The organism is Litoreibacter janthinus, assembly GCF_900111945.1.
In the GTDB taxonomy this organism is placed as follows: domain Bacteria; phylum Pseudomonadota; class Alphaproteobacteria; order Rhodobacterales; family Rhodobacteraceae; genus Litoreibacter; species Litoreibacter janthinus.
Window position 1 is genome coordinate 1923522 of record NZ_FOYO01000001.1, and the last position, 24899, is coordinate 1948420.

At 55.6% G+C, this 24899-nt stretch carries 19 protein-coding genes and 1 pseudogene; 14 read left to right on the forward strand and 6 right to left on the reverse strand.

Features of this window, described 5'->3' with window-relative positions; all coding sequences use genetic code 11:
• The first annotated feature begins 81 nt into the window (after positions 1-81).
• From BM352_RS09700 to iolB, 11 genes are all read left to right on the forward strand, one after another.
• Positions 82-2517, forward strand: a complete 2436-nt coding sequence (locus tag BM352_RS09700; protein ID WP_090216041.1) for a GcvT family protein — start codon at positions 82-84, stop codon at positions 2515-2517.
• Positions 2518-2609: 92 nt separating this feature from the next.
• Positions 2610-3641 carry a LacI family DNA-binding transcriptional regulator gene (locus BM352_RS09705; RefSeq protein ID WP_090216044.1) on the forward strand — a complete coding sequence of 344 codons (1032 nt, stop codon included), beginning with the start codon at positions 2610-2612 and terminating at the stop codon, positions 3639-3641.
• Positions 3642-3797: 156 nt separating this feature from the next.
• Complete coding sequence (locus tag BM352_RS09710) at positions 3798-4613, forward strand: TIM barrel protein (RefSeq protein ID WP_090216047.1); 816 nt, start codon at positions 3798-3800, stop codon at positions 4611-4613.
• A gap of 81 nt (positions 4614-4694) precedes the next feature.
• A complete protein-coding gene (locus tag BM352_RS09715) occupies positions 4695-5639 on the forward strand; it encodes a sugar ABC transporter substrate-binding protein (protein WP_090216050.1) in 945 nt (314 codons plus the stop codon).
• Between the two features lie 92 nt (positions 5640-5731).
• Positions 5732-6817 carry an ABC transporter permease gene (locus BM352_RS09720; protein WP_090216051.1) on the forward strand — a complete coding sequence of 362 codons (1086 nt, stop codon included), beginning with the start codon at positions 5732-5734 and terminating at the stop codon, positions 6815-6817.
• A 13-nt stretch (positions 6818-6830) separates the two neighbouring features.
• On the forward strand, positions 6831-7613 hold the full coding sequence (locus BM352_RS09725) for an ATP-binding cassette domain-containing protein (protein WP_090216054.1): 783 nt from the start codon (positions 6831-6833) through the stop codon (positions 7611-7613).
• 191 nt (positions 7614-7804) lie between these two features.
• Positions 7805-8797: an inositol 2-dehydrogenase gene (gene iolG / locus BM352_RS09730; protein ID WP_090216059.1), complete on the forward strand. Its 993-nt coding sequence runs from the start codon at positions 7805-7807 to the stop codon at positions 8795-8797.
• 92 nt (positions 8798-8889) lie between these two features.
• Positions 8890-10800 carry a bifunctional 5-dehydro-2-deoxygluconokinase/5-dehydro-2-deoxyphosphogluconate aldolase gene (locus tag BM352_RS09735; RefSeq protein ID WP_090216061.1) on the forward strand — a complete coding sequence of 637 codons (1911 nt, stop codon included), beginning with the start codon at positions 8890-8892 and terminating at the stop codon, positions 10798-10800.
• 12 nt (positions 10801-10812) lie between these two features.
• Positions 10813-12645 carry a 3D-(3,5/4)-trihydroxycyclohexane-1,2-dione acylhydrolase (decyclizing) gene (gene iolD, locus BM352_RS09740; RefSeq protein ID WP_090216064.1) on the forward strand — a complete coding sequence of 611 codons (1833 nt, stop codon included), beginning with the start codon at positions 10813-10815 and terminating at the stop codon, positions 12643-12645.
• Positions 12642-13541, forward strand: coding sequence for a myo-inosose-2 dehydratase (gene iolE / locus BM352_RS09745; protein ID WP_090216068.1), 900 nt, complete (start codon positions 12642-12644; stop codon positions 13539-13541). The genes iolD and iolE overlap by 4 nt, the downstream gene beginning before the upstream one ends.
• Before the next feature lie 11 nt (positions 13542-13552).
• Positions 13553-14359 carry a 5-deoxy-glucuronate isomerase gene (iolB, locus tag BM352_RS09750; RefSeq protein WP_090216071.1) on the forward strand — a complete coding sequence of 269 codons (807 nt, stop codon included), beginning with the start codon at positions 13553-13555 and terminating at the stop codon, positions 14357-14359.
• A gap of 9 nt (positions 14360-14368) precedes the next feature.
• On the opposite strand, the gene BM352_RS09755 is transcribed toward iolB, so the two are convergent.
• Positions 14369-15400 (reverse strand): LacI family DNA-binding transcriptional regulator, encoded by a 1032-nt coding sequence (locus BM352_RS09755; protein WP_090216074.1) that lies wholly within the window; start codon positions 15398-15400, stop codon positions 14369-14371.
• Between the two features lie 134 nt (positions 15401-15534).
• Here BM352_RS09755 and BM352_RS09760 point away from each other — a divergent pair, with 134 nt between their 5' ends.
• The gene (locus BM352_RS09760) at positions 15535-16611 is read left to right on the forward strand and encodes a fatty acid desaturase family protein (protein ID WP_090216077.1); all 1077 of its coding nucleotides are present in this window, start codon (positions 15535-15537) and stop codon (positions 16609-16611) included.
• Positions 16612-16658: 47 nt separating this feature from the next.
• Positions 16659-16970, forward strand: coding sequence for a MocE family 2Fe-2S type ferredoxin (locus BM352_RS09765; protein WP_090216081.1), 312 nt, complete (start codon positions 16659-16661; stop codon positions 16968-16970).
• 83 nt (positions 16971-17053) lie between these two features.
• On the opposite strand, the gene BM352_RS09770 is transcribed toward BM352_RS09765, so the two are convergent.
• The 3 genes and pseudogenes from BM352_RS09770 to BM352_RS09780 form a co-directional block, all read right to left on the reverse strand.
• A complete protein-coding gene (locus tag BM352_RS09770; protein WP_090216084.1) occupies positions 17054-18700 on the reverse strand; it encodes an FAD/NAD(P)-binding protein in 1647 nt (548 codons plus the stop codon).
• Positions 18701-18790: 90 nt separating this feature from the next.
• Complete coding sequence (locus BM352_RS09775) at positions 18791-19408, reverse strand: glutathione S-transferase family protein (protein ID WP_090216087.1); 618 nt, start codon at positions 19406-19408, stop codon at positions 18791-18793.
• Positions 19405-20781: pseudogene (locus tag BM352_RS09780) on the reverse strand (NAD-dependent succinate-semialdehyde dehydrogenase). Before BM352_RS09780 ends, BM352_RS09775 begins: the two are co-directional and overlap by 4 nt.
• 598 nt (positions 20782-21379) lie before the next feature.
• Here BM352_RS09780 and BM352_RS09785 point away from each other — a divergent pair.
• On the forward strand, positions 21380-22732 hold the full coding sequence (locus BM352_RS09785) for an MATE family efflux transporter (protein WP_090216089.1): 1353 nt from the start codon (positions 21380-21382) through the stop codon (positions 22730-22732).
• On the opposite strand, the gene BM352_RS09790 is transcribed toward BM352_RS09785, so the two are convergent.
• Complete coding sequence (locus BM352_RS09790) at positions 22729-23412, reverse strand: GntR family transcriptional regulator (protein ID WP_090216092.1); 684 nt, start codon at positions 23410-23412, stop codon at positions 22729-22731. The two genes, BM352_RS09785 and BM352_RS09790, sit on opposite strands and share 4 nt — an antisense overlap.
• A 94-nt stretch (positions 23413-23506) precedes the next feature.
• Positions 23507-24757, reverse strand: coding sequence for an enolase C-terminal domain-like protein (locus BM352_RS09795; protein WP_090216094.1), 1251 nt, complete (start codon positions 24755-24757; stop codon positions 23507-23509).
• Positions 24758-24899: the final 142 nt, after the last annotated feature.

A 24899-nucleotide genomic window follows, 5' to 3' on the forward strand; every position in this document is an offset into this window, starting at 1 on the left:
ATGTAATACCTCTCATTAAACTATTTTTCAAAGCAAGGTGCATTTGCAATTCTGGCTGTATTCGCAACCAGGAGCCGCGTCATGAAATCCAGAACCAGAGTTGTCGTCATTGGTGGTGGCATCGCAGGATGTTCGACACTTTATCATCTGACCCAAGAGGGCTGGAGCGATGTTGTCTTGATGGAACGCAATGAGCTGACCTCCGGCACGACATGGCATTCCGCAGCACAGGTCACGAATTTCGGCATGAACCAAACGATGGTCGGGCTCAAAACCCACTCCATCAATCTGTACAAAGAATTGGCCGAGGATCCTGAATATCCGATCAACTACCACCATGGGGATGGGGGGATCAGGCTCGCCAATACCGAGGCACAGATGCAGGGCTATCGCCACTTCACCTCGATGGCCCGCGGCATGGATGTGCATTTCGAAGTAATCGACGCAGAAGAATGCGCGCGGCGCCATCCCCTGATTTCGACCGATAACATGATCGGGGGCCTATGGGATCCGCTGGATGGCGATATTGACCCCGCGCAGCTGTGCCAAGCGCTTGCCCGTCGTGCGCGTAACGCTGGGGCAGAGGTATATCGCAACACCCCTGTGACCGCTTTGACGCAGCACAAGGACGACACTTGGACGGTTCACACAGAACATGGTGATATTGATTGCGATATCGTCGTCAACGCGGGCGGCTACCGTGTGAACGAAGTAGGTGCAATGATGGGCGTTCATCACCCTGTCGCGTCTATGGAGCATCAGTATTTCCTCACCGAAGATATCCCTGCCATCAAGGATGCCGGTCACCGGATGCCTTTGCTGCGCTGCCCAATCTCGGATTATTACTGTCGTCAGGAAAAGAACGGGCTCTTGCTTGGCTTCTACGAGCAGGACTGCCGGCCATGGGGCATGGACGGGATCGACCCGAACTTTGTGAACGCCCTTTGCCCCGACGATCTAGACCGTGTGACGAACGTGCTCGAAGGCGCGTTCGAACGCATGCCTGCACTGATGGAGGTTGGCATTCATACCGTGGTGAATGGTCCGATCACCTACACGATCGACGGCGCGCCGCTGGTTGGTCCAATTCCCGGAAAGCGCAACGCGTTCTGCATCATCGGCCTGCGCGCGGGTCTTGGCGAGGGTGGGGGGCACGGCTGGCTTTTGGCGCAGCAGATCGTCCATGGGGAAGCATGTTACGACACTTGGTGCATCGACCCGCGTCGCTTCACTGGACATACCAATGTTGAACTGACCTCGTTGAAAGCAATCGAAGACTATCAAAACGAATTCCGCTTCCATTTCCCTCATGAGCATCGTCCCGCAGGCCGTCCGGCGAAAACAACCCCGTTGACGCCGATCCTTGCGGCGGCTGGGGCCGAGTTCACGGTTGTGAACGGCTGGGAGCGTGTCGACTATTTCAAACCGACGCCGGACTTCCATCCCACACTCGGGTTTGATTTCGATGAGACGTTCGATTTGATAGCAGCCGAAGTGAAAAACGTTGAGACGAATGTCGGCCTGTGCGAAGTGAACGGCTTCAACAGATTTGAAATTACGGGCGCCGACCGCCACAGCTTCCTTGACCGGATGTTCTGTGGTGCAGTGACCAAGCGCGACGGCCGCGTCGGATTGGGGTATTTGTTGAATGACTTCGGCATGGTCAAAGGCGAAGCGACAATTGCCAATCTGCCTGCCTCTGATCGTGGCCCGGCGCGGGTCTGGTACGGCTCTGCCGCAGCCAGCGAATTCCACGACATGGACTGGCTCACGAAACATGTTCAGCCTGAAGAAGATGTCCAAATCCAAAGCCTGACAAATGACCACACCATTCTAGTTCTGGCTGGCCCAAATGCCCGCGCCGTTCTGTCGGCCTGTTCGCGGGGGGATTGGTCGAAGGCGGCGTTCCCTTGGCTCAGCGTGCGCGAATGCTTTATCGGCTTTGCACCGGCCATAGTGATGGGGGTCAGCTTCTCGGGTGAGCTAGCCTATGAGATACATATTCCCAACGCCTCGCTCTATGCGGCATGGTTGGCACTTCAGGAGGCCGGAAAGGCGTATAACCTTGCCTTGTTCGGTGCACGCGCAGTTGACTCGATGCGCATGGAGAAAGGGTTCATGCATTGGAAAGCTGATCTGCTCACCGAATTTGATCCGTTTGAAACGTCGCTCGATCGGTTCGTGAAATTTGAGAAGCCAGCATTCATCGGGAAAGAGGCTCTGGAGAAACGCCACGCGAACGGCCCGAAGAAAAAGCTGGTGTCGCTCGAGGTGGACTCCACTCGCACGCCCGCGCTTGGCGGGGGATCACTGATGCAGAATGGAAAAGTCATAGGGACTATTTCATCCGGCGACTGGGGGCATCGTATTGGTAAGAACCTTGCCTATGCTTTCGTCGATCCGGATCAAGCCGAGATCGGAAACGAATTGGAGCTGGACCTGTGCGGCGAGTCTGTCGGCGTCAAAGTGATCGCCCCTAGCCCCTATGATCCAGACTTCCATCACATGCGAGGCTGAGCCACTTCGACACGGAATCCCAGCAAACTTGCTGGACTTCGAGGACGATCACGCCTTACATCCTCATGACGTAAATTCGTCATGAGGACGCAATGGCACGACGCCCGACGATCAAAGATGTAGCATTGGCGGCGGGGGTAAGTCCCACGACAGTGGATCGTGCGCTGAACGGCCGGTCCATCGTGAGCGACGAAACAATGCGCAAGATCGCAGATGCAGCGCATCGGGTCGGATATCACGGCAAGGGCATATTCCAAGGCAAGCTGGACAATCCTGCCCCCGAATTGCGGTTCGGATTTGTGCTCCTGAAAAAGAGCCAGCAGTTTTACCAAGACTACGCCAGCCATATAGAGCGCGCTATTTCGGAGCGTCATGATTACCGGATTACTGCCGATATCAGATACTCTTCGTCGCAATCACCTGCAGAGTTCTCTGAATTGCTCACCGATCTGGGGCGGACTTGTAACGCGATAGCTTGCGGTGCGGTCAATGATCCGCGTTTGAACCGCGTTGTCCAGGATTTGAAGGGGAACGGCGTTCCTGTTGTGTCGATGCTAAACGATTTCGCGCAGGGTATTCGGCGTCACTACATTGGCCTGAACAATATGAAGGTCGGTCGAATTGCAGGTTGGATGATCACGAAAACAGTGCATTCCCCTGGGAAATTAGCAATTTTCGTTGGAGGCAATCGCTGGCATGGTCATGACTTGCGTGAGGTCGGGTACCGGTCATTTGTGCGTGAAAGCAATCGAGGGTTTACCGTTCTTGATACGTTGGTGAACCTTGAGACGCGGCAAGTGACCTATGAGGCAACACTAGACCTTTTGCATCGGCACCCCGACCTGCGCGGTATCTACGTTGCGGGCGGGGGCATGGAGGGCGCTATAGCCGCCCTGCGGGAAGTGCACGAGACTCCACAAGTCGCACTTGTGGTTAACGAGATCACCGTCGAGAGCCGTGCCGCGTTGCTGGACGGCTACGTGACAATGGTCATCTCTACGCCCCTTAGAGAGTTGTGTCAGGACGCAATCGAGATGATGATTCAGTCCACCGTTGAAGAGGATGACGGAGTGTCGGGTCAGAAATTCCTAGAGCCCAGGATCGTTTTGCCAGAATCCCTGTAGTGACGAAAAAACGTCATTGTCGCCTCTCATATTGCGTCATGAATGACGAAAACGCACCCTGATACCCTTGATCGAATCGATCAAAGCGCCGCAGGTTCTGGTCACGCCGTCCTGAACAGTTGTTTTCCTGTTTGGCTATCGGCGGAAGGGGGGATGATGGATTTTGCGCTTAATCACATGACCGTTCCGCGATTGAGTTATGTCGCATTTCTGGATCTGGCGGCCGCGCTTAGATGCAAGGGCGTCGAAGTTCGCAATGACATTGACCAACCCTTGTTTGACGGCATGGACCCCCTCGAAGCAGGTCGGATTGCACGCAACAAAGGGTTGCGCCTTGTCGGGCTGAGCCAAATTTATCCATTCAATGACTGGAATGACGAGCGAGAAATCGCGGTCAGAGAGTTGATTGCCACAGCGCGGGCTGCGGGTGCAGAGACCATTAGCTTGATCCCTCGCAATGACGGTTCGGGTTTGGGGAACGGGGAACGTCAGGCCAATTTGCGGGTGGCAATGAAGGCCATTCTGCCCATGTTGCGTGATGCTGCCATGGTGGCATTGGTCGAGCCACTGGGATTTCTGCGCTCTTCCCTGCGATCTAAGCAAGAATTGGTTGATACGATTGACGCCATAGATGGTGGCGCTCATTTCAAGTTGGTGCATGATACGTTCCATCACGTTCTGGCCGGCGAAGAGCAGTTTTTTCCGGATTCCACCGGGATGGTTCACGTCTCAGCAGTCACAAACCCTGCCTTGAGCCTTGACGAGATGGAAGACGGGCACCGGGTTCTTATCGACGCGAAAGACCGTCTTGGGAACGTAGAGCAAATCCGCGCTTTGATCGAAGGGGGCTACACAGGGCCGATCTCTTACGAGTGTTTCTCGCCAGAGACCCATGCGCTTGCGGACCCCTATGCAGTGATCAAGCGCTCATTCGAATTCATAACCTCACGTGTGCAGCAGGAGGCCGCATAGCCGCGAGGATTGACTGCCCCAAACTTATGGGGATCCGGCTGGAGGAATGGTGCGCCGGACACCAATAACGGGAGGAACCCAATGAAAAAGACCCTAATAGCCGTAGGCCTTGCCTCGCTTATGACCACTAGTGCAATGGCCGAGACAATCGGCGTCTCGATTGCGCGCTTTGATGACAACTTCCTGACCGTCATGCGGAACGGAATGGAAGAATACGCGAAGAGCCTCGATGGCGTAGATCTTGTTGTAGAAGATGCGGCTGACGATGTCGCCAAGCAGCTTGACCAGATCAACAACTTCGTCGCTTCTGGCGTGGACGCGATCATCATCAACGCGGTCGACACCAACGCAACCGAAGCTATGACGCAAGCTGCGTCATCCGCAGGCATCCCACTGGTTTATGTCAACCGCCAGCCTGTCAACATGGACACTCTTCCTGATGATCAGGCCTTCGTGGCCTCGAACGAGATTGAATCCGGCACATTGGCGGCATTTGAGGCCTGCAAATTGCTTCGCGCAGCTGGACTGGGCGGCGGTGCTTCCGGTTACTTGCTGATGGGGCAGCTGTCCAACCAAGCCGCCGTGCAGCGGACGAAAGACGTCGACGACGTTCTGGGAATGGACATGTGCAACTTCGTGTCCATCATCGACCGCCAGACAGCTGAATGGTCACGTGATAAGGCGCAAGACCTTATGACCAACTGGCTATCTTCGGGCGCCGACTTTGACGTGGTTTTTGCCAACAACGACGAAATGGCGATTGGTGCGATCCAGGCGATGAAGGCCTCTGGCATCTCGATGGAAGACGTTGTGGTCGTAGGTGTTGACGCGACACAAGACGCATTGGTGGCCATGCAGGCAGGTGATTTGGATGCAACCGTGTTCCAAGATGCGTTTGGTCAGGGCGAAGGCTCTGTCGATGCCGCACTGGCCTTGGCACGTGGTGAGGCAGTCGACCAGCAGGTCTTCATCCCGTTCAAACTGGTAACTCCGGCTAATCTCGGCGATTTCCTGAATAAGAACTAGGACATTTAAGCGATTAGGGTCGGAGCGGCGCTTTATGTGCGTCGCTCCGACAACCGAAGCTCAAAAAGCTTCAAACGCCTGTGGAGGGACCCATGGCAAATCAAACATCACACGGCGTCGGTGGGCTGACCTATGACAAGTCCAAGCGGGCGTGGCCCAACGAAGCGAATGTCTTTATTGCGCTCGTTCTGATCATTCTGGCTTTCGAGGCTCTGGGGCAGTTGCTGCCATATATGAATGGTCAAAGCATGCTGTTCGATTTCAATGAGAAGCGCGATGGGACCATCCTAAACGTCGCTCGGATCAAGATTGTCATTCTGCAGGTGTCGATTATCGGCATCATCGCTTTGGGTGTGACGCAAGTCATCATCTCGGGGGGGATCGACCTTTCATCCGGACCACTTGTCGGGGCTGCGGCCATGATCGTGATGTCCTTCGGCCAGACCGAGCTAGTCAACGGGAACCCGAACCCGAAAGCTGTGTTCGGCGACTGGGCCTTTGATTTACCCGTGCTCATACCAATAGTCGTGGGCCTTGCCTTTGGCGCATTCATCGGGGCCATAAATGGCACGTTGATTGCCTTCACCCGGATTCCGCCTTTCATCGCGACACTGGGCATGTTCCTGATCTGCCGCGGCATTGCGCAATGGTGGACAAAAGGCCAACCGGTCTCATTTCCAACCGAAGAATTCGCGGCCCTTGGGGCTGGTATGATGCCAGTCGTTTGGTTCGCCTTGCTGGCGGGCCTGCTGTTTTTGATCATGAAATTTACGGTTTACGGCAAACACACTTACGCCATCGGATCGAACGAGGATGCCGCGCGGATGTCTGGCATCAACGTCAAACGTCACAAGATCCTCGTCTATATGATTGCCTCTATGCTGGCAGCATTTGCAGCGATCATCCTGAGCTCGAAAAACCTGACAGCTCAAGCGGGTATGGGGCAATTCTACGAGCTTTATGCAATTGCCATGGCCGTCATTGGCGGGGTCAGTCTTACTGGCGGGCGCGGGTCGATCATCGGCACCGTTCTGGGCGCCATGGTCTTTGGTGTCATCCAATCCGGCTTCACGTTCATCAAGCTTGATGCGTTCTATCAGTTGATGGCAATGGGCGCGATCATCATCGGTGCGGTAGTTCTAGACCAGTACCGTCAGCAACGCGCCGGTGGGCGTTGAAAGGAGATTTCCTATGAGCGATCAATTCATCCTCGAGACGCACGACCTGACCAAACACTATGGCGGTGTCCACGCTTTGACAGGGGCAGACTTCCAGCTCCGAAAGGGCGAGCATGTCGCCATTATGGGCGACAACGGGGCTGGTAAATCCACCTTCGTTCGGCAGATTACTGGGGTTGAGCAACGCACGCGTGGCAAGGTTATCTTCGATGGCAAACCGGTAGAGTTTTCGGGTCCGATTGATGCCCGCGAAGCCGGGATTGAAACCGTGTTCCAGACATTGGCCTTGGCCGATGATCTGGACGTGCCAGACAATCTGTTCTTGGGACGCGAGATTACGAAATGGAACTTCCTCGGCCCCTTCCGGATATTGGACTACAAGACGATGCGGCAGGCCACCGTTCAGGGGCTGGAAAAGACAGGGGTTAAGATCCCCAACATTCGCAACGCAATCCGCAACATGTCGGGCGGTCAGCGGCAATGCGTGGCGATTGCCCGCACGGCGACGTTCCATTCCAAAATGACCATTATGGACGAACCCACCGCAGCACTTGGTGTTCAGGAGACAGCTCAGGTTGAAAACATCATCCGCACTTTGAAAGAGGCGGGCGAGTCGTTGATCTTGGTCAGCCATAATATGCGGCAGGTTTTTGATCTGGTGGACAGAGTCGTGGTGTTTCGACGTGGTCGGATTTGCGCCAACCTCGACATCAAGTCCGAAGACATTTCTGGCGAAGATGTCGTGGCCTACATCACCGGAGCGAAGACGCAAGAAGGCTATGAAGACGCAGCCTAGCCCAATGGGGGGCGGGCGCAATACCACTTGAACTCCAATCGGAATTTCTATGAAGCATGGATTTGGTGGCTACAGTCTCTACGGCCGCGCCATTCAACCCTCTTTTGTTCACGTTGCCGCGCAGCTCGCGCTTGGCGTGAATCATGGGCAATCAGACTAACTAAACACATGTCGGTAAACTGGAGCCACATATGACCGTTCGCTTTGCAATTCTCGGCGCTGGCCGAATTGGGCAAGTCCATGCCCGCGCTGTCGCCGCAACCCCCGGCGCCAAACTGGTTGCGATTGCAGACCCTATGGCGGATGCGGCAAAGGCGGTGGCCGATCAATATGGCTGCGAAATCCGCACTATTGATGCAATCCGTGACAGCAATGATGTGGACGCGGTTGCAATCTGCACGCCCACAGACACCCACGCTGATCTGATCGAAGCCTTCGCGCGTGCTGGCAAAGCTGTGTTCTGCGAGAAGCCCGTCGACCTGAGTGTCGAACGGGTGAAGGAATGTCTCAAGACGGTAACTGAAGAAGGTGCAGCGCTGATGGTTGGCTTCCAGCGCAGGTTCGACCCAGATTTCATGGCGCTCAAGAAGGCCATTGATGACGGTCAAATCGGCAAGGTCGAGATGATCTCGTTGATCAGCCGTGATCCCGGGGCACCTCCTGCCGACTATATCAAGCGTTCCGGTGGCATCTTCCGTGACATGACAATTCACGATTTCGACGTCGCACGGTGGCTCTTGGACGAGGAGGTCGCAACCGTTCAAGCCTCAGCATCAGTTCTGACTGATCCTGCGATCAAAGAGCTGGGCGACTATGACAGCCTCAACGTGATCCTGACCACCGCAAGCGGCAAACAATGCACGATCAGCAATACCCGTCGTGCAAGCTACGGCTATGATCAGCGGATCGAAGTTCACGGGTCTGAGGGTTCCGTTAGTGCGGAAAACCACCGCGAAGCTCGGATCGAGATTGCCAATGCCAACGGCTATACTCGCCCACCGCTGCTGAATTTCTTCATGTCGCGTTACACCGCAGCCTACGCCAACGAAATCGCGGCGTTTGTGGATGCAGTTGCCAACGGGACTCCGATGCCGACGACAGGGGATGACGGTCTCAAGGCGCTTGAACTCGCCGACGCCGCGCTGAAATCTGTACAAACTGGAAATGCCGTCAGAATAAGTTAGCGCCACCCGCCGAACTGCTCGGCAGCCAAGCGCAGCACTGGACCCGCAACAAGCCAATGACCGGCGGGATCGCTTGCACACGAGGAAATGCAATGAAGTCTCTTGATCTTATAACGATAGGCCGAAGCTCCGTGGATCTGTATGGCGCGCAAGTTGGCGGCCGCCTCGAAGACATGCGTTCGTTCGACAAGTATATCGGCGGCTCCCCTACAAACATTGCCTGTGGCACCGCGCGACTTGGTCTGAAATCGGCTGTAATAACCGGTGTGGGTGACGAGCATATGGGCCGCTTCATAACCGAGCAGCTACAGGCCGAGGGGGTAAATACCGACGGAGTGAAAATCGATCCCGATCGCCTAACCGCTCTAGTTCTGTTGGGCATCCGCGACCAAGAGCAGTTCCCGCTGATCTTCTACCGCGAGAATTGCGCTGATATGGGGCTGACGGTGGACGATATCGACGAGGATTTCATCCGCTCTGCCCGCGCCGTCGTTGCGACAGGCACGCATCTGAGCCATCCAAGCGTCGAGGCCGCGACGATCAAAGCTCTGAAAACTGCCCGCGCTGACGGGATGCAGACGGCTCTCGATATTGACTACCGCCCGAACCTTTGGGGCGTTGCAGGACACGGCGACGGCGAAAGCCGTTTTGTCGAAAGCGCCGATGTAACTGCCAAGCTTCAGACCTCGCTGCATCTGTTCGATTTGATTGTTGGGACCGAAGAAGAATTCCACATCGCTGGTGGCTCGACCGATACGATCGCCGCATTGCGGGCGGTGCGCGCCGTGTCTGGCGCGACACTGGTCTGCAAGCGCGGCGCGGATGGTGCAGTGGCTTTTACAGGCGATATTCCGGACAGCTTAGACGATGGAGAAGCAGGGCCGGGTTTCCCGATTGAGGTCTTCAACGTGCTCGGGGCAGGGGACGGATTCATGTCCGGCCTGTTGAAGGGCTGGCTCGATGGCGAGGATTGGCCAACCGCGCTCAAATACGCCAATGCCTGCGGCGCTTTCGCAGTGTCGCGGCATGGATGCACACCAGCCTATCCCAGCTGGGAAGAGCTTCAGTTTTTTTTCAAGCGGGGCATCAAACGGCCTGACCTGCGCAACGATGCAGAACTGGAGCAGGTCCATTGGGCCACAAACCGCGCTGGGGATTGGCCGTCTGTCAAGACCTTCGCCTTCGATCACCGACTGCAGCTTGAAGAAATGCAAGGCTATACGCTTGAGAAAGGCGGCGCCTTCAAAGAACTCTGCCTTGAGGCGGCGCTGAAAGTGCAGAACGGGCAGGGCGGGTTTGGTATCCTGTGCGACAACCGCATAGGGCGCCGCGCATTGCATCGTGCCACTGGCAGCGGTTTGTGGATAGGCCGCCCAACGGAATTGCCCGGCTCACGCCCGATCAAGCTAGAGCCGGAGCTTGGCCACGACTATGGCCAGTTGACCGAATGGGCGCGGGAGAACATCGTCAAACTTCTGATCTTCGCGCATCCCGAAGACAGGGCGGAGATCCGCGAAAAGCAGGAAGATGTGGTGAAACGGCTGTGGACCGCAAGCCGTCGTAACAATCTAGAGTTCCTGCTTGAAGTGATCCCGTCAAAGGTCGCGCCTGTTGATGACATGACGACGCCTAAGCTGATCCAGCAGATCTACGATCTGGGCGTCTACCCCGACTGGTGGAAGCTTGAGCCGTTCACAACTGATTCCGCTTGGGCAAATGTCGTCGAAACCATCGAGCGGAATGACCCGCGCACACGTGGAATTGTGGTGTTGGGGCTGGACGCGCCAGAGGCAGAGCTGACCACCAGTTTTGCCATTGCGGCCAAGCAACCGCTGGTCAAAGGCTTCGCAGTAGGGCGCACCATATTTGGGGACGCTGCGCGAGCTTGGATGACCGGCGAAATGAGCGATGAGGCGGCTGTCACACAAATGTCGGAGCGTTTTGCCCGCCTGTGCGAGATCTGGGATGACGCTCGCAAAGGTATCAATTTGAATGCCCTCTAGAGGAACAGAGTCATGACGAAAACTATTAAGCTGACCGCGGCTCAGGCCTTGGTGAAATACATCACCGCTCAGCGCACCGAAAGCGGTGAGCCCTTCATCGCCGGATGCTGGGCGATTTTTGGTCACGGCAACGTCGCCGGTCTTGGGGAGGCGCTGTATCATGTCCAGGACGATCTGCCGACCTATCGCGGGCATAATGAACAGACAATGGCCCACGCCGCGATTGCGTATTCCAAGCAGTTGGGCCGTAAGCGGGCGATGATGGTCACGTCCTCCATCGGGCCGGGCGCGACGAATATGGTCACCGCGGCGGCACTCGCTCATGTGAACAGGCTGCCTGTTCTGATCGTGCCCGGGGACGTCTTTGCGACCCGTGGCCCTGATCCTGTGCTGCAACAGATCGAGGATATAAGCGACGGCACGATCACCGCCAACGACGCATTCAAACCGGTCAGCCGTTACTTCGATCGCATCACCCGTCCAGAGCATCTTTTGACCGCGTTGCCGCGGGCCTTCCGCGTGATGACCGACCCGGCGGAATGTGGGCCGGTAACGCTTGCGTTCTGTCAAGATGTGCAGTCGCAGGCCTATGACTACCCGGAGCATTTCTTTGCCCCCAAAGTCTGGACCGCGCGTCGCATCCGTCCTGATTTGGATGAGCTTGCCGCGATGGCCGATGCTCTCAAATCCGCCAAGCGGCCCGTGATCGTCGCAGGTGGCGGTGTGCATTACTCTGGCGCGACTGAAGCGTTGCGCGCGTTCGCCGAAGCGCACAACGTCCCTGTCACAGAAACACAGGCGGGCAAATCCGCGTTGCCATGGGACCATCCTCTCAATCTTGGGCCGGTTGGTGTTACGGGAGGGGCCCCTGCGAACACCGTTTGCGCCGAAGCTGATCTCGTGCTGGGGGTTGGTACGCGCTTTCAGGATTTTACCACTGGATCGTGGGGGCTGTTTTCCAACCCTGTCCGGAAAATCGCTTGCTTGAACGTAGCTCCCTATGATGCGGCAAAACACGGGGCGATTCCGCTTGTCGCTGATGCAAAGGTTGGCCTGCATGAGCTGTCTGAAGCTTTGGGCAGGCACAAATGTAGTGCGGGCGTGGAGGGACTGAAATCCGACTGGTTCGACAATGTCGACCCGTTGACAGATGCACCGAGCGATGGCAACGCCCTGCCCACCGACATGCAAGTTGTGGGCGCAGTGCAGCGCGCATCGACAGAGGACACTGTGGTAATGTGCGCCGCTGGCACCATGCCGGGCGAATTGCACAAGCTTTGGAAATCCAGTCGGCCGATGTCCTACCATATGGAATACGGCTTTAGCTGCATGGGGTATGAAATCGCCGGAGCCTTGGGGATCAAGATGGCCCAGCCAGAGCGCGATGTGATCTGCTTTACAGGCGATGGCACTTACATGATGGCCAACTCCGAAATGGCCACCGCCGCGATGATGGGCGTTAGCTTTACCGTTGTGATCACCGACAATCGCGGTTTTGGCTGTATCAACCGGCTGCAGATGGGCACAGGCGGGGCAGAGTTCAACAACCTGCTTGATCACTCCGTCCATTCTCAGCCCTCACAAATCGACTTCGCGGCCCATGCTGCGTCAATGGGCGCGAAAAGCCTCAAAGTCTCTTCGATTGCCGAACTGGAGTCGGCGCTCTCGGAGCGTGCCAGCGTCAAAGGGCCATATGTCATTGTGATTGACACCGACCCCTATCCCAGCACGCCACATGGCGGAACATGGTGGGAAGTGGCAGTCCCAGAGGTATCCGAGCGACAGTCCGTCAATGAGAAACGCGCCGCATATGAGCAGGCGCTTAAGGAAAGAACACTACGATGAGCGTTAAAATTGGAATCTCCCCAATTGCGTGGCAAAACGACGATCTGCCGGATATTACGGCGGCCTACACGATGGAGCAGGCCCTCAAAGAGGCACGCGAAATCGGCTACACGGGCGTAGAGCGGGGGCAGCGCATGCCGCATGATACCGAAGGGTTGCGGGCTTATTTGGAAGCCAATGACATCGCCTTGTGCGGCGGCTGGTGTTCGGGCAATTCGTTGAACAACAATTTTGCGGCTGAGCGCGATGCGGTGCGCCAGCAGGTCGAGCAGTTCGTGGCGTTGTCGAGCCCTTGCGTCGTCTATGCCGAATGCTCCAACACGGTGCAGGGCCAGATCGAAACGCCGGTCAATGATCGCCCGACGTTGTCACGCGACGAGGTTCAGACTTACGGGGGCAAGCTGACCGAATTGGCCAAATGGATGTCCGATCAAGGCATGCCGATGGCCTACCACCACCACATGGGCTCTATCATCGAAAGCGAAGACGACGTGAATTGGCTGATGGAGGGGTCCGGCCCAGAGCTGCGGCTTTGCTTTGATACCGGCCATTTGCTGTTCGGTGGCGGCGACGTGATGCGCACGCTGGACCGTTGGGGAGACCGCATTCAGCATGTCCATTTCAAAGACATCCGCCCTGAAGTTGTCGCGGATGTGCGCGCCAACAACCGCAGCTTTCTGGACGCGGTCATCGCTGGGGCATTCACGGTGCCGGGCGATGGATGCATCGATTTTCTTGCCGTGTCGCAAGCGCTGAAGGCGATGGACTACAACGGCTGGATCGTCGTCGAGGCAGAACAAGATCCGGCAAAGGCGCCGCCTTACGAGTATTCGAAGATCGGTTATGATCATATCGTTGATGTCTGTGGTCGCTCCGGCCTGACCATCGCAAACTGAAGGAGCCGGTTATGCCCGATTTGTTGAAGAAGCCATTCGGCACCCGTGGCAAGGTGCACCAGATCACGCCCGAAAGCGCGGGGTGGCGCTATGTCGGTTTCTCGCTTTACCGGCTTAACGCTGGTGATACGGCGGCTGAAATGACAGGGGATCGGGAAGTCATCTTGGTCATGGTCGAGGGCAAAGCGGCGATCAGCGGCGCAAGTCAGGAATGGGGTGTTCTGGGGGACCGCATGGATGTGTTTGAAAAAACGCCGCCCCATTGCCTTTACCTCCCGAATGACACTGAGTGGTCTGCTATTGCTGAAACCGATTGCGTCATTGCTGTCTGCACGGCACCCGGAATGGGTGGTCACCAAGCGCGTCGCATCGGGCCAGACGGCATTACCTTGACCGAACGCGGCAAGGGCACCAACACGCGCCACATCAACAACATCGCAATGGAGAACGAGGATTTCTGTGACAGCCTCTTGGTCACAGAAGTGTTTACTCCTGCAGGGCATTGGTCGTCCTATCCCAGTCACCGACATGACGAAGACGACTTCCCGCGCATCACCTATCTTGAAGAAACTTACTATCATCGCCTTAACCCCGCGTCTGGATTTGGCATCCAGCGGGTTTATACGGATGATGGCAGCCTTGATGAAACAATGGCCGTATCCGATGGCGATGTTGTTTGCGTTCCGCGCGGGCACCACCCGTGCGGCGCGCCATACGGGTTCGAGATGTATTACCTTAACGTCATGGCAGGACCGCTGCGCAAGTGGCGCTTCGTTCCGGCCCCAGAGGTTGAGTGGATTATGGAGCGCGACGCATAAGCACAAGCTTTAAAAGGATTCTGGCAGATACAGTTGTGGAGTAAGAAAGTGCTGGCTAGAGGTCCGGTTCGACCCGTCTCGAACTGACGCAGTCATCATCTCCACCAGATCTGTACACAGCTGCTGCAAAGGTGTCGCGATCACCATTGTGGCATAACGATCCACCAGCGCTTTGCGGCTCACCTCAGTCAACTCGTTCACAACAAGCGCCACCTTTCCAGCCGGACGCTGTTCCCGCAGGGCGGCAATAGCCCCCTCCATTCCGCCGCCAGCGACGTAGATGCCACGCAGGTCAGAGTGGCGCTCGAGCAGGTCAAGCGTTGCTTCATACGTCACCTGCCGCGTTTCAAGATTGACCAAGGTATTGAGCATCGTGAAGTCAGGCGCAAACTCGCGGACGTAGCTTTGGAAACCTGTCTCACGTAACAAGTGGCTGTGCCACCTGTTGCCGCCCACAAAAACTGCCAGTTTTCCAGGCGCACGCATCTGAGTGGTGATCATCCACGCGGCAGCTCGGCCAACTTTCACGTTATTCAGGCCCAAGTAATTCTGACGAATACCCTGCGCGAAGTCGTTTAGTAGCGCGAAGACCGGTTTCTGCGCGCTGGACAACTCCTGCACTAGATCTGAAAGGGTCGGGTGGTTGATGGCCGACGTGGCAATGACATCGACCTGCTCGGAGATGTTGCGGATATCTTCGGCAAAATCCTCTGGGGATTGTGAGGCTGCAAATCGAATGATCGCACGTCCGCGGATGTCGTGGCGTCGAGCAACGGCATCTTGGAGTTCTGATGCAAAGTTGCGATAGAATTCCTGCGTGCCTTTGTGAAGCACAAAGCCGAAACGGATCACCGGTCTGTTGGCTTCATCGCGCCGCGCCGACAAGAGGCGGGTTGGATAACCAATGCGCTCAGCAGCCTCCAACACCCTATCCAAGGTTTCCCGTCGCACGTTCAACCGGCCGTTCAGTGCCCGGTCGACGGTAGCGACACCGACGCCCGCCGCGAGCGCGAGGTCTTTAAGGGTCGGGCGTTTTGGCATCTTATTCCTGATGTAATTACACCAAAATATTGACGATAGATTGAGGTATTTTGATGTAATTCAATGCGCCAAGCAAGACCGGTTCAAACCCGCCTGCTATCATCCAAAAAAATGGTTCAAATCGGGAGGGTCCGGTGGGCGTACGCAATTACTCTTTGTTGGGACCTGACGCGCAACGCGCGGTCAAGACGGGTTTGGCTGCAGCGGACTGGTATCACACCGACATCCCGCGCAAGGACATGAAAGCCTTGATGAAACGCGACGACGGACCGGCGATGCGTGACACCATTGTCTTGTTTGCCGCGATGTTCCTGTTTGCCTCTGCCGCAGTTTGGCTTTGGCCGTCTTGGTGGTCTGCTCCATTCTGGCTGGCGTACGGCGTTCTTTACGGATCGGCCATGGACAGCCGCTGGCATGAATGTGGCCACGGCACGCCGTTCAGAACGGCGAAGTATAATGACTGGGTTTACCAGATTGCTTCGTTCTGTATGGTCCGCAACCCCGTCACTTGGCGGTGGAGCCATGCCCGCCATCACACCGATACCATCATCGTTGGTCGCGATCCTGAAATCGTGGCGATGCGCCCACCCGCGCTGCTTCGGATCGCTTTAAACTTCTTTGGCATCCTTGATGCTTTTGCAGGGTGGAAGCGGATGATCCTTAACGCCTCGGGTCGCCTCGACGCGGAGGAACGAACCTATATCCCCGAAAGCGAACATCCCAAGGTCATCCGCATCGCCCGGATTTGGACCGCAATTTATGCAGTGGTCATCGCGACTTCTTTGGCAACGCAATCAATTCTACCGGTAATGCTGATCGGGTTGCCCCGGCTTTACGGCGCTTGGCATCACGTTCTGACTGGAGTTCTGCAACACGCAGGGCTGGCCGAGAACGTAATCGACCATCGTTTGAATAGTCGTACGGTGTACATGAACCCGCTCAGCCGCTTCATCTACTGGAATATGAACTATCACATTGAACATCACATGTTTCCGATGGTGCCATATCATCGGTTGCCTCAATTGCACGAGATGATCAGACACGACCTGCCAGCGCCCAATCGCTCGATCTGGCAGGCCTACAGCGAAGCCCTTCCGATTTTGATCCGGCAGCTTAGGTATCACGACGATTTCTTGAGCCGGGAACTGCCCAAGACAGCGCGACCCTACCGCATAGATTTGCACGAAACTGCATTGGGCGGCAGACCTTAACCCCGATCCACTACGCCAGCCGTTCCGGCCGAATAAGGAATTACGATATGACAGTTTGGATTGATGCCTGCGCGACAGACGACATCGATGCGGAGGACGTGATCCGTTTTGATCACGATGGACGAACTTTTGCGATCTATCGCTCGCCCGACGACTCGTATTTCTGCACCGATGGCTTGTGCACACACGAGCAGGTGCACTTGGCTGACGGTCTGGTATTAGACCACACTATCGAATGTCCGAAGCACAACGGTCAGTTCGATTACCGCACGGGAGAGGCAATGCGCACGCCGGTCTGCGTCAATCTCGGGACCTATCCCGTGAAAGTGGAGCGCGGTCGCGTCCTGATTGAAGTCTGACCAAGGGCGTGGTGTGCCTTTTAGTGCGCGCGGCTGAAACAACTAAAGACATCGCTAACGTACGGTTTCGATGCGAGATGGGATCAACCTGACAAGCGCCCTGCGACGCCCTTTGCCCATCTAGACGACGATGCTCCGAAGCAATCATGCAACGAGTCCGCAGCGATAACGCTGCCAAGCGCCAAGCGGCCAAGCAGGCAAAGCCCCGGGCGGGTCTTCCCATCCTTTGCAACCAACTGGCCGTCGGGAAGCGTATGGGCACCCATATCTGGTGCGAAAGGGGTGGCCCAGCTTTCCATTTTGCAAGAAGAGATCAACGGATCTGAGACGTGGGCAAGGTTAGGGCTCGGCAATACGGCGTCGATCATCACCGAGGCAAACAGGGCATCGTCGAACTCGATAAGACGCCATCCACCAGGCTCGAGCAAAACAGCAGGATCATCGACAATACAAAGGCTTACAAGGCCCTGTTTAATCAAAATCAAAAGTTCTTCCGAAGCAGAGACAGGAGGGCCATAGCTATAGCGCTTCAATCCTTCATCAAAGCCGACAATCGCCGCAGCGGTGTCCTTTTGGTGCCGTTCCGAATTGATGCCGCGGCGCAGCTCGTTTTGCCACTTGCGCCAGATTTGGCCGATGACGTAGCCGACCGACGGCGCAGCGCGACCGTAGGCCATTTCGATATCATGTTTCAGCGCCTCCGTCGCGTCGCGAGCTTCCTGAGCGCCCGCGTCTTTGCGCTCTGTCTCCAACCACGCCGTCACATCAGAGTCCGTTTCTCTACTCCCACATTCCGAGAGTATGCGGGCCGTGGGTTCAACTAACGCGTCACAAATCATCTTTACGGCGTCCTCCGGTTGGGAGGCGAGGGTGGATTTTAACGCTCCCTCAAAAAACAGCGTTTCCTCCAATGTCGGATCGAATTTCTTATCGATCTGCAAAGTGGCTGGCTTCGCCGAAGGGGGGAGGCCGTTCAGAGAAAACGGCAGAATTTTCTGGGGCTCCTTGCCTGAGGGCTTGTAGCGACCTTGGCTAAAAGTCCCGCCTAAGCCGGAGGTCAAAAGCCGGATCACGTCAAATGTGGACAGCCCCAACCCGCGTATCGCGACGGTCTTGCCAGCCCAGTCGCTTGCAGCATCCAGAAGACGGTTAGCGGGGTAAGCATGCATAAGGTGGAGCTTGTGTTTCTCTGCGTGTTTATCCCATCTCTTCAACTGTGGGTCGGGTTCGGTTTTGGGCTGTCCTTGAGTGAGCAATATCTCATCGTAGGGGCCAAATTCAGTGTTGCCCGCCTTCAGCCTCCAGCCCTCGGCAGAAAGGTCGAGGTGTGTGATGAGCGTCCTTGCGTGCGTGATCGTCAGCATGTCTTTTGCAGCGCGGTGCAGGGCACTGAAACGTGCATGCAGATAAGCCCCGAGGTCGGAGCGCGACGGAAAATCATCTTCCTCATATTGCCGTGTGGACCAATCTAAGAACGAACCAAACTCACCAGCAAGGAAGCGGTCCGGATCGATTTCTAGATCTCGGATCGGGATATTTAGAAGACATAGGTCGCTTTGTTCAGGATCGAAATTGGGGCCGGCACCTGGCCATTCGAACGGATCGAAGATGTCCACGTGAATGCGAATCCCGTTCTCTGACGCTTCGACAGCGAGAGCCTCCAATGCCCCCAAGCCGCGCGGGCCGAACCCTATAACCGCGAGGTGATGGGCAGTCTCATCAAATGGCATGTTGTAGTCCTTAGTAGGATACCGAACGCAGAAGTCAGGCGCTGGCGCTTCAATTGGGGTACTCAATAGTTATACGAAGTCAAAAGCGTTTCAGTCCTTTGGCGGCGCCATCGGACCGACTTGTGTGAGTGCTGCGATATAACCGCTCTGTTCTTGCAGCCTTTGCCAATAGTCGGCGATACTCGGATGGGAACCCAGCAATTCGAACCGGTCGAGAAGCGCCAAAATATAGGAAATCTGGATGTCGGCCAAAGTTAGAGCAGAGCCGAACAGAAGCGGGCCTTCCCCGAGTTCACTCGAAATGTAGTCGAGATGCTTGTCCAAAGCAGCCTTAGAGGCTTCCGGTATGTCCTTTCCGTCAAACGCAGGCAGAATAGATTGCATTGCAACTTCAGCAAACGAAGCCTCAGCATAGTCGAGCAAGGTCTCGTGTCGCCAGAACTCCGGTGATCCTGAAGGGGGCCGATGCTGTGTGTCGCGATATTTTTCGGCCAGATAGCGCAAGATCGTCGCAGACTCGGAAATCAGTTGGCCGTTGTCTTCGATAACTGGCGATTTGCCGAGTGGATGAACCTTGCCAAGGGCCGGAGGAGCGCGGAAGTTCTCTGTTCGATCATAGTCGACCCGCTCGCAGGACTGACCAAGATCGTGGAGCAGCCACAGCACGCGGGTCGCGCGAGAATACTTGAGGGCATGGAGTGTGATCATGGGAGAAAAATCGCTTTGGTGTTGACGAATTCTTTCATGCCAAAGCCGCCATGTTCGCGCCCGTAGCCTGAATCCTTGACGCCACCGAACGGCATGTTCGGGTCAGCCGCGCCAAACGAGTTGATACGTACCATGCCAGTGTCAAAGTGATCTCGAGCCAGTTTGAGGGCGCGATCTTCGTCTCGAGAGAAGATGCCACCACCGAGCCCGTAACGGCTTTCGTTGGCCAGTCGCATCGCATCCTCATCATTTTTCGCACGAAGAATAGATGCGACCGGACCGAAAATCTCATCGTCATAAGCAGGCATTCCTGGGGAGAGGTCGGCCAGCGCTGTGGCAGGGTAGTAAGCCCCCTTGCGGTCGGGCACTTCGCCACCGCATAAAATCGTGGCCCCTTTCGAAACACTCTCGTCGACTTGCTCTTTAACGGTTTCGAACTGATCCTGGCTCGATAGCGGTCCGAGTTGAGTAGCCTCGTCCATTGGATCACCCATAGTGATGTTCTTCATCTCGTCCACAAACGCGCCCACGAACGCATCGTAGACCTTGTCTGTAACGATAAAGCGCTTGGCGGAAACACAGGTTTCACCGTTGTTGTAAAGTCGACCCATCACGGAGAATTTCACCGCGGTCTCTATATCCGCGTCCTCAAGCACCAAATAGGCATCGTTTGATCCGAGTTCGAGCACTGTTTTCTTCAACGCTTTTGCCGCGACCGCGCCGACATGGCGCCCCGCGCCATCGCTTCCTGTGAGTGTGACGCCACGCACTTTGGGATGTTCGATAAGGATATCGCTCGTGTCGTGGTCTATCAGAATGACCTGAAACAAATTTTAAGGGAGACCCGCTTCGTCGCAAAGCTCTTTCAGCCGAAGGCCAGAGCCCGTGCAAATGCTTGCATGCTTTAGAACGCAGCCATTGCCAGCCATTAAATTGGCGGCCAACACGCGTACTGGCTGGTAGAGGGGGAAGTTCCATGGCTGGATGGAATAGATAACACCGAGAGGTTGATAACTGACGACGCCGCGCTTCCCGTCGGCGTCATGTGTGCGTTCCTCGTCTGCAAGCTCGTCGGGCCCGTTTTTGGCAGTGTAATCGAAGATCGCGGCGCAGATTTCGACCTCGCGAAGGCCATCCTTCAAAAGCTTGCCGGTTTCACGGGTCATTAAGGCGGCCAATTCATCCGCGTTATCGCGCAGCTTCTGTCCGATCTTGGTAAGGTACTTTCCACGATCCTCATGTGACTGGTTGCGCCATTCCAAGAAGGCCGCGTGACACTTCTCCAATGCGTCGATTGCTTCCGTCTCCGACATCAAATTGTAAGTTTGAAGTTGCTCCTCTGTCGCAGGGTTGATGGTGGTGATCGTAGACATGATGACTCCTCTCGAGGTTAGAGGATTAACAATTCGGGGTCACTTTGGTTCCGCGACTTCAATACCTGTCAGACCAAGCCTCGATGAGGGATCAGCATTCGCGCGCAGGCCGCGTGGCGGTCATGGTGTACTAACGCTCAACGGCTGGCCTTCGAAATGACGAGTTTTGTCGTTTCGACCTCATGCGGTGGAATACATGACAATTGGCGGTCAGCACACATGGAATTGACTGCTGTTTGTGAGTGTGCGTTTAGACTTTGTAGCGCTGCTTATGTCGATGGATTGGCACACATGTTCCGCCATGATGGACGCTGCTACGCATCCTCGCGGGCGGCTTCCAGTTAGGACCTCATGACGCTGATCTCTCTGTCTCGCGGAAAAAAGATCGAAATCGATGCCTACCTGCTTTGGCAGGGCTTGGTTCTTCAGCAGACCCATTTGCGCGAGAAGCAAATCGCATCTGCTTGAAGCGGCTGATTTGTTTCCCAAAAGGTGCATTATGACCGTGCAGTCGCCGGATCATCTAGTATACTAGTTTCCGTATTGATCGCGCGCCCACACATTCCCGGTTGGGGCAGGTCTCAGACACGAGTTTCCGATGGACGCTGCGACTCCAACCAGTCGAAACATTTATAATCTGGCTTGGCCGTTGGCGCTTAAGGCACTGATGCTGCATGGCATTATCGTAATTGACGCCTATCTGATTTCTTCGCTGGGCGAGACTGCGTTGGCCGCGATGGGGATCGCCGGTGCCGTTGCTGGCTTGCTTTTGGGAATATTGTTCGCATTCTCCAATGCGACGCAGATCCGTATCGCGCAATCCTTTGGCGGGGCAGGGGATTTGGGGCTGAAGACGGCATTTTACTGCGGCCTGATTATCAACCTAGTTTCTGTTTTTCTTGGTGTTCTTTTGGTTATCGCCTTCGGCGGCGCAATTATCGAGAGCGCTGCCAAAACTCCATGGATCGCCGAACAGGCGCAGGAATATCTGCATGTCTTTTTGCTAGTGGTTTTCTCGGAAGCCATCGGACAGTGCCTTGGGAGCCATTTCAACGGCTGCGGGAAAACCAAAACTACCTTTTATAGCTATCTGTTGGCGATGCCGATCAATGTTGTGGTCAGCGTTGTGTTGATCCACGGCCTCTATGGCGCGCCGCAGATGGGGGTCGTGGGGGCTGCCTATGGAAGCGCCATCGCCTCGCTGACGCGGGTCGCGTTTCTTGGGGTGCAGTTCTATCGTCAGAACCGTCTTTTCCTAGACGTGAAAGGGTGGACGCGCGGCAGCTTTGTAGTGGCCTTCAAGCGTCATATGATCTTTTCGCTCCCTATCGCGGGTACGTTCCTCAGCATGACCTTGGGCACTCAGGTTTGCGTGCTGATTTATGCACGGATGAGCATCAATGACTTTGCGGCTATCACGCTGATCATGCCTTGGGTTCAGGTCGTGGGAACATTCGGTATGAGCTGGGCGCAAGCGACAGGTATCATCATGGCGCAGCTTTTGGGGGCGGGGGCAAACGAGGCCACACTCGACACCTTTTTGAGACGTGCTTGGCGCGGCGCGTTTGTTGCAGCCGGGATTGTTTCGTCCATCTATTTGATTTTGTGCCTGTCATCGCCATGGATCTATGACGAGCTGGAGGCCGAAACGCAGGCTGCGGTCTTGCTGTTCCTGCCGACGCTTTTGGTCTTGCCATTCCCCAAAGGATCGAACGCGATCTGCGGGCAGACTTTACGCGCTTCGGGCGATACATTGCGCGTGATGAACATCTTTGTCGTCGGGCAATGGGTCTTCAAAGTCCCTATGACGCTGCTATTCGTGATGGTTTTGAACCTGTCTGTCGGCTGGGTCTTCGCGCTGTACTTCTTAGAAGAGCTGCTGAAGTTTCCGATGTTCCACTTGCGCTTGCTCAGCGGTGCTTGGAAACATGCGCAAGTTCAAGACAGTTAGGTGTCGAAGTAATCAGGATTGCGCTCAAAGATTGCGTCTATTGTCGCATCAAGCCGCGATAGGTGGACCATTCCAACTTCAACCGCCCCATGCGCGTCGCCCGCTTTGACGCGATCAGCAATAGCGCGGTGGTCTTCCAAAAGCTGTTCCATCCGGTCTTCTTTGGACAGGCTGAGCATGCAGAGACGATCCACGTTCGCTTTCTCGAAGGAAATCACTTCGAAAGCAAATTCAACCTTCGCGATCTTGCACAGTTCTTTGTGGAAGGCGTAGTCGAGCTTGCCAAATTCTTGATAGTTCCCGTCGGCAACAGCTTGGGCCTGTTTAGCAAGTGCGGCGTCAAGTGACAGACCGTCAGCTGATGTGGCAATTTTTGCAGCGCGGCGCAGAACTTCGGCTTCGACACTGGCGCGAACAAACCGCGACTTGGTAATTTCGTGAAGCGAGAACCGTTTTACTTCGGTCGCTTTTTGCGGACGTATTAGCAGCAAGTCCAGATTTTCAAGCCGACTGAACGCGTCTCGGACTGGCTGGCGCGACACCTCGAACTGTGCGGCGATCTCGGCTTCTGATATCTTATCGCCGGGCAGCAGATCCAGAGTGACAATCGATTTGTAAAGATGGTCAAACACGACATCGACGCTCGTTCTGCGTTCTTTTACGCGTGCTACTGTTGGCATTGCCGTATCCTCCGTTTGAGACCTGACATAAGTGATGGCAACCGCGTTTGCCAGTATTCCGTGGGTGACGCTGTTTTAGTTGTATTGATTGCACCTACCATCTGGGCACCTTGCGCACGTAGTCAGGAATGTACTTGAGCATTTCGTCCGTATCGTCGCGGTCTTTGACCATGGCCGTCTTATAAAGCTCGTGTAGTTCGGCTACCGCTTCGTGGTCTAGCTCGACCCCAAGGCCCGGGCCTTCTGGCACTTGAAGCGTTCCGTCTTTGAATTTCGGTCGACCACCCTTGATGATTTCCTTGGTCGACCATGGATAGTGGGTATCGCAGTCATAGGTGAGGTTGGGCGTCGCCGCAGCGACATGGCACATGGCGGCAAGCGAAATGCCCAAATGGGAGTTGGAGTGCATGGAAACGCCAAGGTTTGCGGCGCGACACATCTCGCCCAGATGAATGGCGCCAGTTGCGCCGCGCCAGTAGTGATGGTCTGACAGCACGATCTGGACAGCATCCTTTTTGACCGCTTCGATGATTTGCTCGAACTCCACCACAACAAGGTTCGTCGCCAAGGGTATGTGAATAAGCGCCGACAGTTCAGCCATCGCATCCATTCCGCGGCAGGGGTCCTCTAGGTACTCGAGGACTCCTTCAAGCTGATCGGCAATGCGCTTGGCGGTTGGAACCGTCCATGCCCCCATGGGATCGATACGAAGCGCGTGATCGGGGAATGACTCGCGGAGTTTGAGCATCGTTTCGACTTCAAGCTCTGGCTCCAAAACACCGCCTTTAAGCTTCCATGATTTGAAGCCGTAGTCTCGCGAGAACTCGTTGGCCTGCGCGACAAGCGTGTCGGGCGTCATGACTTCGCCCATAATGTCGGGGCCAAAGGTCAGATCTTGCTTGGCAAATTTGTAGAAGAGATATCCACCGAAAGGGATGGTTTTGCGAACCGCTCCGCCAAGCAAATCATAAAGTGGTCGACCGACTTCTTTGCCTCGGATGTCGAGGCAGGCGATCTCAAAAGCACTGTAGACCACGTCAATGACCTTGTGGTCAGCGAGGGCCGTGGGGGCATTTACGCCGCCACTATCGGGCAGGGCCGCTTCTACGCGTCGTCGCAGGTCACGCAAATCATAGGGGTCCAAGCCTTCGAGTATTGGAGCAACGGCTTCTAGCCCATCTAAGGTCCGCTTGGCACCATATCCTTCCCCCAACCCGACAAAGCCAGAGTCGGTTTTTACTTCGATAACTGATCGCAAGAAGACTGAAGGGTGCACACCTTTGGTATTCGCCAAAGGGACGTCAGGGATAGCGATGGGGGTAATGATGACTTCAGTGATCTTCATGACGGGCCCTAATAACTCCTTACGAATAGACATCGGTAAAAAACAAAAATCAATACTAGTATACTAGAATAAACAGACTAGTATTCCAGTTAGATTGGCGCGAATCACATTTGATGAGCGCGAAACGCGGCCACGCCCATTG